Consider the following 15299-nt stretch of genomic DNA (forward strand, 5'->3'; position numbering starts at 1 on the left):
GGCATGAATCGGAACCGCGATTACTGACCGCATCCCGAAAGGAGGAGTTGATCACTATGATGGGTGAGTGCCCCCGAGACGTCGCCCTGTTGCGCTACTCGCTGTGCTCGCACTGGTCGGTGCGGTCACCGCTTGCACCAGCACGGCGATGGGCGGCCAGGCCGGGCTGCCCACGAGTGGGCATCTGACCACGTCAGCACCCAAGGCCCCGCCAGCGGTGCGGGACGGGCTCAAGCTGGCGGTCGAGAACGGGCGGCAGAGCCCCGGCACGGTCATCGCCGGGACCGGGGACGCCGTCTACAACTACGGGCCCGCCATCATGCTCGACGGCGGCAAGGTGCGCGCGTGGTGGTGCAGCCAGATGGGCGTCGCCCAGCCCAACGGCGACGACATCCTCTACAGCGAGGGCCCGAGCGCGGACGGCCCGTTCAGCGGCGCGCAGCCGGTGTTCTCCGGCAGCAACACCAGCTTCGACGCGATGCACACCTGCGACCCGTCGCTGATCAAGATCAACGGCACTTATTACATGTATTACACCGGTGCCTCGCGGGACAACCACGCCAACGGCAGCTCGGTCGGCGTCGCGACCAGCAGCGACGGCCTGAGCTGGACGCGGGCCAACGGCGGCCAGGCCATCCTCGGCACGTCCGGCGACGTGATCCGCGAGAACGCCTACGGTGCCGGCCAGCAGGCCGCCGTCTACCTCGACGGCTGGGTCTACCTGCTGTTCACCGACACCACCGGCTACGCGGCTGCCACCAACGGCGCCGGCCAGTACGTCCTGCGCTCGAAGGACCCGCTGTTCACCGCGGGTGTCGAGGCGCTGGGCCCGCAGGGCTTCAAGCCGGTGCCGTCGACCAAGCAGCCCCGCACGCGGTCCGTGGTCGAGGCGTTCAGCGCGGACTGGATGTGGATCGAGGCGGCCTCCGCGTTCGCCATCGCCCACTCGACCGACGCGGGCACCACCGTCACGTTCTGGAACAAGGAGTTCACCCGCCACCCGTACGAGCCGGTGGTGATCCCGGGCCCGTGGCGGGAAGGCCCCGGCCTCGTGCGCACCCCCGAGGGCCACGCGCCGATCCACGCCGGCGGCCCGTGCGACAAGGTGGGGCTGGACGTCCTGCGCTCCACCGTCTACGGCGGGTCCGGCGCACCGACGAACATCAGCCACTTCGGCATCGACGCGCTCGGGCTCAACGGCTGTGCCACCCCCGAGGAGGCACGGGTGCTCAACGGCTTCTCGGTGCCCTCCCCCGAACGCACGGCCGACGTCGTCGTCGACGGCAAGGTCGTCCGGTTCGAGCGCGGTTCGGCGGCGGCGAAGTTCGCCAGCGGCGTGATCGGCTGGCGTCCGCAGATCGTCGACTCGTTCAAGGTCTCCGCCCGCGTCCCGGCGGGGGTGCCGGCCGTGGTCGGGCCTGATGGCGCGGCCGGCCTGCTGCTCAACGGCAAGCTGTTCGTGATCCCCGCGATCGAGATCGCCACGCTCAACTCCTCCGAGGTCACCGTCGTGACCCAGGACCAGTGGGACCGGTACGAACGCCTCCTGAACTGACCCCGGTACCGTCACCCCGGAAACGGACTTTCGGGGGACAGACCAGTGGTGGCGACTGCAGAACGATCCAGTGCGCTCGCGGGCAGCGTGATCCCGCTGCCGGAGGAGCCTCCCCACGAACGGGCCTGGCTGGGCTACTCGTTCTGCTTCGTGCTCTCGGTGGCGTTCCTGCTGCTCATCCCGCCCGGCTGGGCCCGGCTCGACCACCTGTGGGCCGAGGACGGCGCCCGGTTCATGGTCGACGCGGTGCGGACGCCGACGCTCACGAACCTGATCGAGCCCTACGGCGGCTACCTGCACACGTTGCCGCGGCTGGTCGCCGAGGTCGTCGCGTTGCTGCCGCTCGAGTGGACCGCCGCCGGGTTCGCGATCGCCGCGGCGATGCTGCGGGCGCTGGTCGCGCTGATCACGTTCGCGGCCTCCGGCGCGTACCTGCGGTCGACGCCGCTGCGGCTCGCGCTGGCGTCACTCGTGGTGGTGCTGCCCGCGGGCAACTCCGAGACGTTGAACAACATGTCGAACCTGCACTGGTTCCTGCTGTACGGCGCTTTCTGGGCGTTGTTGTGGCGCAACGCCCCGCGCGTGCCGGTCGCGCTGTTCGTGTTCCTCGCCGCGTTGACCAGCCCGCTGGTCTTCATCCTGGCGCCGATCGCGCTCGTGCGGCTCGTCCTGCCGCGCAAGGAAGTGCCGATCACGTTCCTCGTCGGGCTGGTGGTGCAGGGCCTGGCGATGCTGCTCGCGACCCGCACGCCCTACTCGCACGACGAGGTCGACCCGGTGCAGGTGCTGCTCTCGAGCCTGCTGCGGGTGCCGGTGGTGGCGTTCACCGGCTCCGAACGGGTCGGCCAGATCTACCCGGCGCTCGGCAACCTGCTGATCCTGGGCGCGCTGCTGGCGGCGGCTGTGCCGATGGCGGCCGGGCTGCGGTTCGGTGACCGGGCGGGACGGACGCTGGTGCTGGTCGCCGGCGCGTACAGCGTGATCGTCATCCTCGCTTGCCTGGTGCTGAACTGGACCCAGGTCCTGCAGGTGCAGGCGCCCGAGGTCGTGATGGCCGCGCAGCGGTACAGCATCGCGCCGTGCCTGTTCCTGTTCACCGCGATCTTCGTGGGACTCGACGCGACGCCGGGCCGGATGTGGGAACGCGCGGTGGTGGGCGCCAGCCGCTACGTCGTCGGGATCGCCGTGGTGGTGAGCGTCTTCGCGCACCTGCAGGAGCCCAAGACGGTGCTGAGGGGCATTCCGTGGGACGAGAGCCTGGCGAAGGCTCGCGCGGACTGTGCCGCGGGAGCGCCCGAAGCACGCCTGGAGCATGAGCCGAAAGACTGGTTCTTCGTCGTGCCGTGCCGCTCAGTGGGTCGATAGCGCGCACCTGCCTCAAGCCTCTGGTCCACTCGAGTGGTGACGCAGACGGTGAATGACTGGTTGGAGCGGTTCGAGACCGCGCTGAAGGCCCGTGACGTCGATGCCGCGGCCGCGCTCTTCGCCCAGGACAGCTACTGGCGCGACCTCGTGGCGTTCACCTGGAACATCAAGACGGTCGAGGGCCGCGACGGCGTGACAGACCTGCTGAAGGCCTGTGTGGACGTCGACGCGACCGGGTTCCGCACCACCGAACCGCCCACCGAGGCCGACGGCGTGACGGAGGCGTGGCTCGAGTTCGAGACCGCGCTGGGCCACTGCCGGGGCTATCTGCGACTGACCGACGAGGGCGCGCGGACGTTGCTCACGACCCTCGAAGATCTCAAGGGTTTCGAGGAGCCGCAACGGGATCGGCGCCCGTTCGGCGTCCGGCACGGCCCGGTTCCCGGCCGGCGTTCGTGGGCGCAGGAGCGCGCGGCGGAACAGGCCGAGATCGAACGGCAGCCGTACGTCGTGGTCGTCGGCGGTGGTCAGGGCGGCATCGCGCTCGGCGCCCGGCTGCGGCAGTTCGGCGTGCCCGCGCTGGTGCTGGACCGCAACGACCGCGCCGGCGACGCGTGGCGCAACCGCTACCAGACCCTCACGCTGCACGTCCCGGTCTGGTACGACCACCTGCCGTACATCCCGTTCCCGGACAGCTGGCCGGTGTTCACCGCCAAGGACAAGCTGGCCGACTGGATGGAGATGTACACGCGGGTCATGGAGATCCCGTACTGGACGCGGTCCGAGGTGAAGTCGATCTCCTACGACGACGGCTGGACCGTCACCGTCGACCGCGATGGCGAGACCGTGCTGCTGCACCCCGCGCACGTCGTGATCGCGACCGGCATGGCCGGAAAGCCCAACGTGCCGTCGTTCCCCGGCGCGGACCTCTTCGAAGGCGAGCAGCACCACTCCTCCGCACACCGCGGGCCGGAGGGTTACGAGGGCCGCAAGGCCGTGGTGATCGGGTCCAACAACTCGGCGCACGACATCTGCGCGGCACTGGTCGAGCACGGCGCGGACGTGACGATGGTGCAGCGCTCGGCCACGCATGTGCTGAAGTCGGAAACGTTGATGGACCTCGCCCTCGGCGGCCTCTACTCGGAGGAGGCTGTCGCGGCGGGCATCACCACCGAGCGCGCGGACACGCTCTTCAACTCGCAGCCGTACCGGGTCATGACGGAGTTGCAGCGCTCGGCGCAGGAGCAGATCCGGGAACGTGACGCGGAGTTCTACGCACGGCTGGAGCAGGCCGGGTTCGCGCACCAGTGGGGCGACGACGGCACCGGCCTGGTGATGATGTACCTGCGCCGCGGCTCCGGCTACTACATCGACGTCGGTGCCTCCGCCCTGATCCTGGACGGGTCGATCAAGCTCGCCCACGGCCAGGTCGCCCGGCTGACCCGCGACGCCGTCGTGCTCGAGGACGGCACCACGCTGGAGGCGGACCTCGTCGTGTACGCGACCGGGTACGGGCCGATGAACGGCTTCGTGGCCGATCTCGGCGGGGCGGAGATGGCCGAACGGGTCGGCAGGGTGTGGGGCATCGGCTCGGACACCTACCGCGATCCGGGACCGTGGGAGGGCGAGCAGCGCAACATGTGGAAGCCCACGCAGCAGCCGGGATTGTGGTTCCACGGCGGTGACATGGCTCAGTCGCGGTTCTTCTCGCGGTACCTCGCGTTGCAGCTCAAGGCCCGTTTCGAGGGCCTGCCGACGCCGGTCTACGGGCTGCAGGAGGTGCACCACCCGAGGTAGCTGTCGAAAACGCGGTCGCCCGTTCGACGTGAGTGCATGACGAACATTGAGACGCGCAACCTCGACCAGTACGGCGCCCCTGTCCTGCAGTGGACCAACGCTCAGGACCTGCTCGCCAAGGAATCCGCCTCGGAGGACGTGCCGTTCTTCCTGAACACCGTCCGCCCGGACGGCAGGCCGCACTCGGTGGGTGTGGGCGCCGTCTGGTTCGAAGACGCCCTGCACTTCGTGAGTGGGCCGGACACCCGCAAGTCGCGCAACCTCGCGGCGAACCCGGCCTGCACGGTGTCGGTGCGGCTGACCGGACTGGACCTCGTGCTGGAGGGCGACGCACACCGGATCACCGACGAGTCCACTTTGGACCGGGTCGCCGCCAGGTACCGCGAGGCCGGCTGGCCCGCCGAACGCGAGGGCGCGGCACTCACCGCGCCCTACACCGCTCCGAGCGGCGGCCCACCGCCCTGGTACGTCTACCGGATCACCCTGCGCAGCGCGCATGCTGTCGCGAGCGCAGGGCCGGGCGGTGCGACGCGCTGGACGTTCGGCTGAGCCTCAGATCGTCGCGGTGTCGATCACGAACCGGTACCGCACGTCGCTCGACAGCACCCGCTCGTAGGCCACGTTGATCTGGTCGGCGTCGATCAGCTCGATCTCGGACCCCAGGCGGTGCTCGGCGCAGAAGTCCAGCATCTCCTGGGTCTCCGCGATACCGCCGATCATCGAACCGGCCAGCGTCTTGCGGCCGCCCAGCAGTCCGAACAGGTTGATCGAGATCGGCTCCTCCGGCGCGCCGACGTTCACCAGCGCGCCGTCGGTCTTGAGCAGCCCGAGGTAGGCGGTGAAGTCCAGCGGCGCGGACACCGTGGACACGATGACGTCGAACTGGCCCGCGAGCTCGGTGAAGGTCGCCGGGTCGCTGGTGGCGCGGTAGTCGCTGGCGCCGAGCTTGAGCCCGTCGTCCTTCTTGCGCAACGACTGCGACAGCACGGTCACCTCGGCGCCGAGCGCGGCCGCGATCTTGACACCCATGTGGCCGAGCCCGCCGAGGCCGACGATCGCGACCTTCTTGCCCGGTGCGACGCCCCAGTGCTTGAGCGGCGAGTAGAGCGTGATGCCCGCGCACAGCAGTGGCGCGGCGACGTCGAGCGGGAGCCCGTCCGGGATCCGCACCGTGTAGTTCTCGTCGACCACGATCTGCTTCGAGTAGCCGCCGTAGGTGACCTCACCGTTGCGGTCGAGGCCGTTGTACGTCTGCGTGTTGCCCTTGGCGCAGTACTGCTCGAGTCCGCGCAGGCAGAACTCGCACTCGCGGCACGAGTCGACCATGCAGCCGACGCCGACCCGGTCGCCGACGGCGAAGCGGGTCACCTCGGAGCCGACCTCGGCGACCACGCCGGCGATCTCGTGGCCCGGCACCATCGGGAACCTGCCCCGGCCCCAGCCCTCGTTGACCTGGTGGATGTCGGAGTGGCAGATGCCCGCGTACTTGATGTCGATCAGGACGTCGTGCGCGCCGACCGCGCGACGCTCGATCGTGGTGCGCTCCAGCGGTGCCTTGGGGGCGGGAGCGGCGTAGGCGGCGACGGTGCTCATCAGGGGGTTCTCCTCGTTGTCGTGTCGCCAACGACACTGCCGAGGTTGCGAGGACCTGCCCAGACACCTGCTTTTCGTACGTCTGCTGTGCCTACCACTGGCAGTAGCAGGCACGATCGCGCAACGGCGGGAATACTCGAGGTCATGACCGTCGACCCGCGCACCGAGCTGAGCGAGTTCCTGCGCAGCCGCCGCGCGCGGCTGACCCCGGACGACGTGGGCCTGACCCAGTACGGCAGGGCCCGCCGCGTGCCGGGACTGCGCCGTGAGGAGCTGGCGCAGCTCGCGGGCGTCTCGGTCGCGTACTACACGCGGCTCGAACAGGGCAACGGCCGCAACGTCTCGGCCGAGGTGATCGACGCGATCGCCAGCGCGTTGCGGCTCAACGGTGCCGAGCGTGCGCACCTGCGGAACCTGACGCAGTGCAAGACGACCAAGAAGAAGACCTTTCGGCCACAACACGTGCGGCCGGCGTTGCAGCACCTGCTCGACACCATCGGGGTGCCCGCCTACATCGGCGGACGGCGTGCGGACGTCCTCGCGTGGAACCCGCTGGCCGCCGCGCTGTTCGGTGACTGGGGCGAACTGCCGCCCAGGGAACGGAACTGGGCTCGGCTCGTGTTCCTGGACCCGGCTTACCGGGAGCTGTTCGTCGACTGGGACAGCAAGGCCTCCGACATCGTCGCGTTCCTGCGGATGGACGCGGGCTGCTACCCGAACGACCCGGAGCTGGCCGCGCTGGTCGGCGAGCTCTCGGTGAAGAGCGAGGAGTTCCGGCAGCTCTGGGCCAGGCACGACGTCAAGGAGAAGACCCACGGCGTGAAGCGCCTGCGGCACCCGCTCGTCGGCGAGCTGGCGCTGTCGTGGGAGGCGCTCAGGATGCCCAGCGACGCCGGACTGTTCCTGACCACCTACTCCGCGGAACCGGGCACCCCCTCCGCGGAGGCACTGCAGCTGCTGGCCCATTGGGGTGCGGACGCGACCCGCGCCGGAACCTCTGTTCATACTCAGGCATGAGAACGCCGCGTCTGGAGATCGAGTACTGCACCCAGTGCCGGTGGTTGCTGCGCGCCGGGTGGACCGCGCAGGAGCTGCTGACGACGTTCACCACCGAGCTGGGCGAGGTCGCGCTGATCCCCGGCACCGGCGGCGTGTTCGACGTGCGGCTCGACGGCGAGACGGTGTGGTCGCGCAAGGAGCAGGAGGGTTTCCCGGACCTCGCCGTGCTCAAGCAGCTGGTGCGGGACCGGGTGGCGCCGGAACGGTCGTTGGGGCACACGGACCGCAAGCAGTCGTCATGAGCTGACCTGGTGCACCAGCGCACGAGCCACGACCACCGCCTTCTCCCTGGTGGGCAACGAGGTGCGGCGGCTCAGTGCGGCGAGTGGATCGGCAGCGACCCGGTCGAGCAGCCGCCGGTAGATGGTGGCCATGGCCGCGACGCAGGCCGCGCTCCTGCGGTCGAGATGGGGCAGCAGGCGCAGCCCTTCGTCGTACCACCGCTGGGCGCGCTCGGCCTCGAACCGGACGAGCTCGACCAACGCTTCCGGCGGGTCGGTGAGCCGCTGACCGTCCCACCGCAGCGTGCACCCGAACCGGTCCAGGTCCTCGGCGGGCAGGTAGATCCGGCCGTTCCTGCTGTCCTCCGCTATGTCGCGCAACACGTTGGTGAGCTGCAGGGCGATTCCGACCGCGTCCGCGAACGGCTCGGCCGCGTGCGGGTCGTCGGTGCCGAACACACCGATCAACAGGCGCCCGGTGGAACCCGCGATGCACCGGCAGTAGCGCTCCAGGTCGGCGAACGTCCGGTACTCCACGCCGCGGACGTCGTCCTCGCAGCCGTCCAGCAGTTCGTCGAACACGCGCAGGGTGACGGGGAAACTGGCCGCGACATCGGCCAGCGCCACGAACACGGCATCGTCTCCGGCCGCTCCCCCGTCGACGGCGTGCAGCCGCTCACGGAGGTCCGTCAGCATCTTCTGCTTCACGTCGGCCGGCGCGTTGCCGTCGGTGATGTCGTCGACCAGACGGGCGAACGCGTACAGCGCGCTGAGCGCGCGGCGTTTCGGACCGGGCAGCAGCCGGATGCCGTACCAGAAGTTGCGGGCCCGGCCACGGGTCACCTCGGCGCAATGGCGGTACGCCGCCGACACCTCCACCGAAATCACCCGGCCCATGTTCGTGACCACTCGACGAGCAGCCGCGTCCGCGCCGGTCGCACCGGCACCGCGAGCACGTCGTAACCCGCGTGCCGCAACGCAGTCAGCGTGGCGCGGCCTCCCGCGACATAGCCTGCGACGGCGATCCTCGCGAAGCCACCGAGTGTTCCGATCAGCGGTCTGCCCTCGTCCAGCAACCGTTCCGCGCGCCGGGCCTGCAACGCCACGACCTCACGCAACCGGACGGGCGTGCTCGTCGCGGTGAAGTCCTCCTCGACACAGCCGAACCGGCTCAGGTCGGCGGCCGGCAGGTAGACCCGGCCACCCGCGTGGTCCTCGCCCACGTCCTGGCAGTGCTCGATGATCTGCAACGCGGACGACACGCGGTCAGCCAGCCCCAGCCGTTGCGGCGTGGCGGCGGAGAAGATGCGCAGCACGATCCGGCCGACCGGATCGGCGGACAGGGCGCAGTACTCCAGCAGCTCGGCGAAGGTCTCGTAGCGGGTCTTCACCTGGTCACGGCGGTTCGCCTCGATCAGCATGGCGAACTCGGCCATCGGCACGTCCGGCGTCAACGGAGCCAATGCGGCGACGAGCGGCATCTCGGGCGGTGATCCGCGGTAGAGCCGCAGGAGATCCGCTTCGACCTGGTCCAGCAGGCCGAGGCGGTCCGCGGGCGGGTACTCGTCACCGATGTCGTCCACCCACCGCGCGAAGTCGTACAGCGCGAGCAGGCGAGCACGGACGCGTACGGGCAGGATGCGCGCCGCCACCGGGAAGTTCTCGTTCGTGGCCTGCGCGCGAACCTCGTTCATCACTGCTTCTCGAAACGCAGCAGCCGCACGTGGATGGCGCGCTCCTGCCAGGCCCGGTGGAAGTTCCGGTGCCAGTGGATCGAGTCCCGCAGCCGCTCGCCGTCGGTGGCCTCGGCCCAGTCGGCGCTCTGCCGCCAGAACTCGGTCGTGTCGTCGGTGACGTCCTCGTCGGTGACAAGTGCGAACCCGGCCGCCAGCGCGTGGGTGACGTATTCCTCGACCGTGCCGATGGCCGTTTTCCAATAGGCGTCGAACGGTTCGCGCCACTGCGGGTCGTTCAGGAAAACGTCCTGGACGCACAACGCCCCGCCGGTCCGCACGACCGCACCGAGCCGGGCGAACACCTCGTCACGACGCATGTAGCACATGCTCTCCATCGCGACCGCGCCGTCGAAAGCGGTGTCGTGGGGCAGTTCGGCGGCGTCGGTGAGCAGAGGCGTGACGCGGTCGGCCACCCCGGCCTCGGCGGCGAGCCGGCGGATGACCGGGATGTGGTCCGGCACGTTCGTGACGGCGGTGACCGTGGCGCCGTGTTCCTGGGCCCAGTAGAGGGATCCGCCGCCCAGCCCGCACCCGATGTCGGCGATGTGCCCGGACAACGTGGCGTCGGCGTGCCACCGGCGCGCCGCGTGGGCCACGAGTGCCTCCTGGGCCGCGGTGATCCGCCGCCGGATGGCCGGACTGTCCACGGCCGGGTCCGCTGGCACGTCCCGGAACAGTCCGATGTGGTAGTGCACTCGCGGGCCTGGGCCGTACTTCTCCAGGAGGTACTCGGTCTTGTCGGCCAAGTGCGTGCGGGCCGCTGTGCTCATGAGTTCGATCATGACGACCCGATCGGCCGCTATCGAGGACCGAACGGATGAGAAGTGTCTCATTTGGACAGTCACTGGCCGTGACGAGCGCAGGTCGCCCCAACGGCCGGTGACAGCGGCATGACCCGCACACTAAGCCTGTTGGCATGAGAATTCTGCTTGGCGTGGCAGCCGCCCTGCTGACCGTTGGATCGGTCACGGCGCCGACGTTGGCGGTATCCGAGGCCGGACCGGCCAGCTATCAGGTGAGCGACGTCCGCACCCCTGAACAACGCACGAAACTCGCCCGCTCCGGCGCGGCGATCGACTCGGTCGAGGAACACGGCATCGTCGTGATCACCGCGACCGGCGCCGAGGTGAACCGCCTGCGCGCTCAGGGTTTCGACGTGCGCGAGCTACCGAAGCCGATCACCGCGGCCGATGTGACCCCGTTCGACTTCCCTGCTCAGGACGCGAACTACCACAACTACACCGAGATGAACGCCGCGATCGACCGGGCGATCACCACCTACCCCGCGTTGATCTCCAAGCGGGTGATCGGCAAGTCCTACCAGAACCGCGACATCGTGGCCGTCAAGATCAGCGACAACGTGGCGGCCGACGAGAACGAGCCCGAGGTGCTGTTCACGCACAAGCAGCACGCGCGGGAACACCTCACCGTCGAGATGGCGCTGTACCTGGTCAACTCGTTCACCTCCCAGTACGCCACCGACGCGCGGATCAAGGGGCTCGTCGACACCCGCGAGATCTGGATCGTGCCGGACGTCAACCCCGACGGCGGCGAGTACGACATCGCCACCGGCAGCTACCGGTCGTGGCGCAAGAACCGGCAGCCCAACGCCGGCTCCACCGCCATCGGCACCGACACCAACCGCAACTGGGGCTACAAGTGGGGCTGCTGCGGCGGTTCGTCGGGAACGCCCTCCAGTGACACCTACCGCGGTGCACGGGCGGAGTCCGCGCCAGAGGTGAAGGTGGTCGCCGACTTCGTGCGCAGCCGCGTCATCGGTGGCACGCAGCAGATCAAGGCGTCCATCGACTTCCACACCTACGGCCAGCTGGTCATGTGGCCGTTCGGCTACACCACGGACGACCTCGCGCCCGGCCTGACCAAGGACCAGCACGACACGTTCACCACGATCGGCCGGTCGATGGCCGCGTCGAACGGCTACACACCCCAGCAGGCGAGCGACCTCTACATCACCGACGGCGGCATCCGCGACTGGCTGTGGGGCTCGCAGCGGATCTTCGCCTACACCTTCGAGATGTACCCCGGCAGCTCCGGTGGCGGCGGTTTCTACCCGCCCGACGAGGTCATCCCCGCGCAGACCTCACGCAACCGGGAGGCCGTGCTGCAACTCCTGGAACGTGCCGACTGCCCGTACGAGGCGATCGGCAAGGAGGCCCAGTACTGCTGATCAGTCCGTCCTGATGAACCCCTTGGACACCATCCAGTCGCGGGCCACCTCGCCCGCGTCCCTGCCCTCGACGTCGACCTGACGGCACAGCTCGATCATCTGGTCGTTCGTCAGTGCGCGGCTCACCGTCTCGAGTGGGCCGCGCACGGCCGGATACCGGGCGAGGAACTCGGCACGCACCGTCGGTGCGACGTTGTACTGCGGGAAGGCCTTCTTGTCGTCCTCCAGCACGCGGAGCTTCTGCGCGGCGATCCGGCCGTCCGTGGTGAAGACCTCGCCGATCGGGCACGTACCGCCCGCGACGGCCGAGTAGATCGTGCCGATGCCGAAGTTCTTCACCTCGGTGGCCGAGAAGCCGTAGGTCCGCAACGCGGCGGGGAAGCCGTCCTGGCGGCTGGTGAACTCGGTCTCCAGGCAGAACACCGCTTCGCCGGGGTTCTTCGCCAGAAACGCGGCCAGGTCCGAGGTCGTGCGCAGCCCGTGCTGCGAGCCGTAGGCCTCGGTGACCGCGAACGCGTACTGGTCGTTCAGCGGTGAGTACGCGAGCCACTCGACGCCGAACCGGTCGAGGTCCGCCTTCTTCGTGGCGTCGTACTGCGCCTGCTCGCCGCCGGGCACCGGGAGTTCGTTGCCCTGGTAGTTGATCCAGCCGGTGCCGGTGTACTCCCACGTGACGTCGACCTCGCCGTTGAGCAGGGCCTGGCGCGCGGTCTGCGAGCCCTTCAGGTCGGTCAGGTCGACGACGTCGGCGCCCGCCGCGGACAGCGCCATCTCGGCGAGGTAGCCGAGCAGGATGTTCTCGGTGAAGTCCTTGGACCCCACGGTGATCTCGACCCCGCGCAACCCCTGGTCCGGCTGGATCGACCCCGGCAGCACCTTGTAGGGCAACGCGGTGTTGACGTCGAGGCCACACCCGGTGAGACACAGCAGGACGACCAGCAGCAACCGGCTCATCGCAACCCCTTGGGGCCGAACCACTGCTCCATGACCGCGCCGGCCCAGTCGACCAGCAGCGCGAGTCCCGCCGCCAGCGCGGACCCGGTCACCAGCACCTTCATCAGGTTCAGCTTGTAGCCGGTGTCGATCAGCAACCCGAACCCGCCCGCGTTGACGAACAGCCCGAACGTCGCCGTGCCCACCGCGAGCACCAGCGACGTGCGCAGACCGGCCAGGATCAACGGGGTCGCCAGCGGGAACTCGACCCGCCACAGCACACCCGAGGCCGACATGCCGATGCCGCGACCGGCGTCCACAAGGGAGGGTTCGACCTGCTGCAGGCCGACGATCGTGTTGCGCAGCACCGGAAGCAACGAGTAGAACGCGAGCGGCAGCGCGGCCACCCACAGCCCGCCCTCCGCGCCGGTGAGCAGGAACCACAGCACCAGCACGCCCAGCGCGGGCGCGGCCTGGCCGACGTTCGCGATCGCCAGGAACACCGGCGCGAGCCAGCGCGCCCACGGCCTGGTCGCGACGACGCCCGCGGGAACGGCGACGAGGACCACGATCGCGGTCACCACGACCGTCATCAGCAGGTGATCGGCCAGCGCCGCCAGCAGCGAACTCGCGTTGAGCGTGCCCTTCTCGGTCGCGGTGAGCTCGCTCGTGAACACCCACACCAGCACGCCGCCGACGATGAGCAGCACCGCGAGCGGCTGCGCCCAGAACCTGATCCGCCCGGCCGTCATGCGGTCGCCCGCAACCGTTGCACGACATCGGTCACGGTCGTGAGGTCGAGCGTGCCGACGTACTCGCCCCGGTTGCCGGTCACGACCGCGCGCCCGCCCTCGTTGACCATCGCCTCCAGGGCGTCCCGCAGCGTCGACTGCAGCGTCACCGAGTCCTGCACCGGCCGCCCGACGGTGGCCAGAGAGCGCGCGTGGGCAAGCTCCTTGACGTGTACCCACCGCAGTGGCCGGTCGCGTTCGTCAAGAACCAGAACGAACTTCTCCGCGCCCAGCTCCACAGTGGACGGATCCGCGTCCGCCTTTGCCGTCACCGCCTGACCGAGCTCGACGTCGCGCACCCTCGTGAGTGTCAACGCCTTCAGCGACGCACCGGCGCCGACGAACCCGGCCACCGTGTCGTCCGCCGGGTTGGCCAGGATCGCGTCCGGCGTGTCGTACTGCAGGATCGTGGACCGGTCGCCGAGCACGGCGATCCGGTCGCCGAGCTTGACCGCCTCGTCGAAGTCGTGCGTGACGAACACGATCGTCTTGCGCAGCTCGCTCTGCAGCCGCAACAGCTCGTCCTGCAGATGTCCGCGGGTGATCGGGTCGACCGCGCCGAACGGCTCGTCCATCAGCAGCACCGGCGGGTCGGCCGCGAGCGCGCGGGCGACCCCGACCCGTTGCTGCTGCCCGCCGGAGAGCTGGCGCGGGAACCGGTGCGCGAACTCGCCGGGATCGAGCCCGACCAGGTCCATCATCTCCTCGACGCGAGCCGCGATCTTCTTCTTGTCCCAGCCCAGCAGCCCCGGCACGATCCCGATGCTCTGCGCCACCGTGAAGTGCGGGAACAACCCGGCCTGCTGGATCGCGTACCCCACGCGGCGCCGCAGGTCGTCCGGGTCGATCTTCAGCGCGTCCTCGCCGCCGATCGTGATCGTGCCCGAGGTCGGCTCGATCAACCGGTTGATCATCCGCATGGTCGTCGTCTTGCCGCACCCGGACGGCCCGACGAACACCACGATCTGCCCGGCGGGCACGACCATCGAGAAGTCGTCGACCGCCGCCGCCTTCTGCCCGGGATACCGCTTCGTCACGTGGTCGAGCCGGATCTCGATACCTGCCGCGGTCACATTCTCAGCCACGGATTCCCCTCGACACGGTGAAACGGTTGACCAACACGTAAACGCCGTCGAGCAGCAGAGCGAGGATCACCACGCCGATCGTCCCGGTGAGCGCCTGGTTCAACGAGTTCGCGCTACCGGCGTTCGCCAGCCCGGAGAACACCTCGGAACCAAGTCCCGGCCCTTTCGCGTAAGCGGCGATGACGGCGATGCCCATCAGCATCTGCGTCGCCACCCGCATTCCGGCGAGAATCGCGGGCCACGCCAGCCGCAACTCGACCCGCGTCAACACCCCGAACCGGCTCATGCCGATGCCTTTGGCCGCATCACTGACGGCAGGATCCACACCGCCGAGCCCGACGATCGTGTTGCGCACGATCGGCAGCAACGCGTAAAGCACCAATGCGATGACCGTGGTGTCCGCACCCAGTCCGAACACCGGAATCAGCAACGCCAGCAGCGCGAACGACGGAATCGTGAGAATCGTGCTCGCCAACGCCGTGGCCAGCGCCGATCCGACCGGACTGCGATAGACCGCGACCCCGATCACCACGCCGAGGACAGCAGCCAGAACCGTGCATTGCACGACGGCGCTGACGTGCAGCAACGCCTGCAACGACAGCCGATCCCACCGATCGGCCACGTACTCGAGCACATTCATCCTCGTAGGCCCCGCCCGCCGAAGTTGGCGTCAACACAACCTCATCGGCGGCAAATGGGCAACAGCGAGGCGAAATTCCGCCGGAATCAGGAGAAGCAGCGGATCGGATCGAGCCGGTCGTGCACGACGTAATCACCGCTGCGATCGACACCGCTGGGCGGCAGCAGGTAACCGGGAGCACCGTCGGGGAGGCCGAGTGCGAACAACGTGCCACCGCCGTCGGAGCCGAAAGTCACCACATCAATGCTTTCCCGGCCGTCGAGACGGACCGGATGCGTGCCGGTAGAAGTCGGCCAGTGGCTCTGGCAACGCTCGTGGTCGAAGCCGCTCACGCAC

At 69.2% G+C, this 15299-nt stretch carries 16 protein-coding genes; 7 read left to right on the forward strand and 9 right to left on the reverse strand.

The window, feature by feature from the left end:
• The first annotated feature begins 103 nt into the window (after positions 1-103).
• From ACIA8G_RS20865 to ACIA8G_RS20880, 4 genes are read left to right on the forward strand one after another with little or no spacing between them, the layout of a single operon-like run.
• On the forward strand, positions 104-1555 hold the full coding sequence (locus ACIA8G_RS20865) for a beta-xylosidase (RefSeq protein ID WP_396420241.1): 1452 nt from the start codon (positions 104-106) through the stop codon (positions 1553-1555).
• A 48-nt stretch (positions 1556-1603) separates the two neighbouring features.
• Positions 1604-2920 carry a hypothetical protein gene (locus ACIA8G_RS20870; protein ID WP_396420242.1) on the forward strand — a complete coding sequence of 439 codons (1317 nt, stop codon included), beginning with the start codon at positions 1604-1606 and terminating at the stop codon, positions 2918-2920.
• 48 nt (positions 2921-2968) lie between these two features.
• Complete coding sequence (locus ACIA8G_RS20875) at positions 2969-4717, forward strand: flavin-containing monooxygenase (RefSeq protein WP_396420243.1); 1749 nt, start codon at positions 2969-2971, stop codon at positions 4715-4717.
• A 36-nt stretch (positions 4718-4753) separates the two neighbouring features.
• Positions 4754-5266, forward strand: coding sequence for a pyridoxamine 5'-phosphate oxidase family protein (locus ACIA8G_RS20880; protein ID WP_396420244.1), 513 nt, complete (start codon positions 4754-4756; stop codon positions 5264-5266).
• 3 nt (positions 5267-5269) lie between these two features.
• On the opposite strand, the gene ACIA8G_RS20885 is transcribed toward ACIA8G_RS20880, so the two are convergent.
• Positions 5270-6310: an NAD(P)-dependent alcohol dehydrogenase gene (locus tag ACIA8G_RS20885; protein ID WP_396420245.1), complete on the reverse strand. Its 1041-nt coding sequence runs from the start codon at positions 6308-6310 to the stop codon at positions 5270-5272.
• Positions 6311-6454: 144 nt separating this feature from the next.
• Between ACIA8G_RS20885 and ACIA8G_RS20890 the strand changes: the two genes are divergently transcribed.
• Both ACIA8G_RS20890 and ACIA8G_RS20895 read left to right on the forward strand, forming a co-directional pair.
• A complete protein-coding gene (locus ACIA8G_RS20890; protein WP_396420246.1) occupies positions 6455-7327 on the forward strand; it encodes a helix-turn-helix domain-containing protein in 873 nt (290 codons plus the stop codon).
• Entirely contained in the window at positions 7324-7611 is a 288-nt protein-coding gene (locus tag ACIA8G_RS20895; RefSeq protein ID WP_396420247.1) for a SelT/SelW/SelH family protein, read from the forward strand. Before ACIA8G_RS20890 ends, ACIA8G_RS20895 begins: the two co-directional genes overlap by 4 nt.
• Here ACIA8G_RS20895 and hpnD read toward each other — a convergent pair.
• Genes hpnD through ACIA8G_RS20910 form a run of 3 tightly spaced genes read right to left on the reverse strand, consistent with a single transcriptional unit; the run spans position 7606 to position 10096 of the window.
• Positions 7606-8487 carry a presqualene diphosphate synthase HpnD gene (hpnD, locus tag ACIA8G_RS20900; protein ID WP_396420248.1) on the reverse strand — a complete coding sequence of 294 codons (882 nt, stop codon included), beginning with the start codon at positions 8485-8487 and terminating at the stop codon, positions 7606-7608. The genes ACIA8G_RS20895 and hpnD overlap by 6 nt on opposite strands.
• Entirely contained in the window at positions 8475-9284 is an 810-nt protein-coding gene (hpnC, locus tag ACIA8G_RS20905) for a squalene synthase HpnC (protein ID WP_396420250.1), read from the reverse strand. Before hpnC ends, hpnD begins: the two co-directional genes overlap by 13 nt.
• On the reverse strand, positions 9284-10096 hold the full coding sequence (locus tag ACIA8G_RS20910; protein WP_396420251.1) for an SAM-dependent methyltransferase: 813 nt from the start codon (positions 10094-10096) through the stop codon (positions 9284-9286). The genes hpnC and ACIA8G_RS20910 overlap by 1 nt, the downstream gene beginning before the upstream one ends.
• Before the next feature lie 146 nt (positions 10097-10242).
• On the opposite strand from ACIA8G_RS20910, the gene ACIA8G_RS20915 reads away from it, so the two are divergent.
• Positions 10243-11514, forward strand: coding sequence for a M14 family metallopeptidase (locus ACIA8G_RS20915; RefSeq protein ID WP_396420252.1), 1272 nt, complete (start codon positions 10243-10245; stop codon positions 11512-11514).
• On the opposite strand, the gene ACIA8G_RS20920 is transcribed toward ACIA8G_RS20915, so the two are convergent.
• From ACIA8G_RS20920 to ACIA8G_RS20940, 5 genes are all read right to left on the reverse strand, one after another.
• Positions 11515-12468, reverse strand: coding sequence for a glycine betaine ABC transporter substrate-binding protein (locus tag ACIA8G_RS20920; protein WP_396420253.1), 954 nt, complete (start codon positions 12466-12468; stop codon positions 11515-11517).
• Positions 12465-13199 carry an ABC transporter permease gene (locus ACIA8G_RS20925; protein WP_396420255.1) on the reverse strand — a complete coding sequence of 245 codons (735 nt, stop codon included), beginning with the start codon at positions 13197-13199 and terminating at the stop codon, positions 12465-12467. The genes ACIA8G_RS20920 and ACIA8G_RS20925 overlap by 4 nt, the downstream gene beginning before the upstream one ends.
• Positions 13196-14323, reverse strand: coding sequence for an ABC transporter ATP-binding protein (locus ACIA8G_RS20930; RefSeq protein ID WP_396420256.1), 1128 nt, complete (start codon positions 14321-14323; stop codon positions 13196-13198). The genes ACIA8G_RS20925 and ACIA8G_RS20930 overlap by 4 nt, the downstream gene beginning before the upstream one ends.
• Positions 14316-14963 (reverse strand): ABC transporter permease, encoded by a 648-nt coding sequence (locus ACIA8G_RS20935; protein WP_396420258.1) that lies wholly within the window; start codon positions 14961-14963, stop codon positions 14316-14318. The genes ACIA8G_RS20930 and ACIA8G_RS20935 overlap by 8 nt, the downstream gene beginning before the upstream one ends.
• Before the next feature lie 86 nt (positions 14964-15049).
• Positions 15050-15295 (reverse strand): hypothetical protein, encoded by a 246-nt coding sequence (locus ACIA8G_RS20940; protein WP_396420259.1) that lies wholly within the window; start codon positions 15293-15295, stop codon positions 15050-15052.
• Positions 15296-15299 lie beyond the last annotated feature (4 nt).

Origin of the sequence: Lentzea sp. NPDC051213, from assembly GCF_044455585.1 — a bacterium.
In the GTDB taxonomy this organism is placed as follows: Bacteria; Actinomycetota; Actinomycetes; order Mycobacteriales; family Pseudonocardiaceae; genus Lentzea.

What these genes read in the sequence shown, in the direction of transcription:
- ACIA8G_RS20890 (WP_396420246.1), top strand. Translation starts at nt 6,455, where the DNA reads ATGACCGTCGACCCGCGCACCGAGCTGAGCGAGTTCCTGCGCAGCCGC.
- hpnC (WP_396420250.1), bottom strand. Translation starts at nt 9,284, where the DNA reads ATGAACGAGGTTCGCGCGCAGGCCACGAACGAGAACTTCCCGGTGGCG.
- ACIA8G_RS20895 (WP_396420247.1), top strand. Translation starts at nt 7,324, where the DNA reads ATGAGAACGCCGCGTCTGGAGATCGAGTACTGCACCCAGTGCCGGTGG.
- ACIA8G_RS20935 (WP_396420258.1), bottom strand. Translation starts at nt 14,963, where the DNA reads ATGAATGTGCTCGAGTACGTGGCCGATCGGTGGGATCGGCTGTCGTTG.
- hpnD (WP_396420248.1), bottom strand. Translation starts at nt 8,487, where the DNA reads ATGGGCCGGGTGATTTCGGTGGAGGTGTCGGCGGCGTACCGCCATTGC.
- ACIA8G_RS20885 (WP_396420245.1), bottom strand. Translation starts at nt 6,310, where the DNA reads ATGAGCACCGTCGCCGCCTACGCCGCTCCCGCCCCCAAGGCACCGCTG.
- ACIA8G_RS20880 (WP_396420244.1), top strand. Translation starts at nt 4,754, where the DNA reads ATGACGAACATTGAGACGCGCAACCTCGACCAGTACGGCGCCCCTGTC.
- ACIA8G_RS20910 (WP_396420251.1), bottom strand. Translation starts at nt 10,096, where the DNA reads ATGAGCACAGCGGCCCGCACGCACTTGGCCGACAAGACCGAGTACCTC.
- ACIA8G_RS20920 (WP_396420253.1), bottom strand. Translation starts at nt 12,468, where the DNA reads ATGAGCCGGTTGCTGCTGGTCGTCCTGCTGTGTCTCACCGGGTGTGGC.
- ACIA8G_RS20925 (WP_396420255.1), bottom strand. Translation starts at nt 13,199, where the DNA reads ATGACGGCCGGGCGGATCAGGTTCTGGGCGCAGCCGCTCGCGGTGCTG.
- ACIA8G_RS20915 (WP_396420252.1), top strand. Translation starts at nt 10,243, where the DNA reads ATGAGAATTCTGCTTGGCGTGGCAGCCGCCCTGCTGACCGTTGGATCG.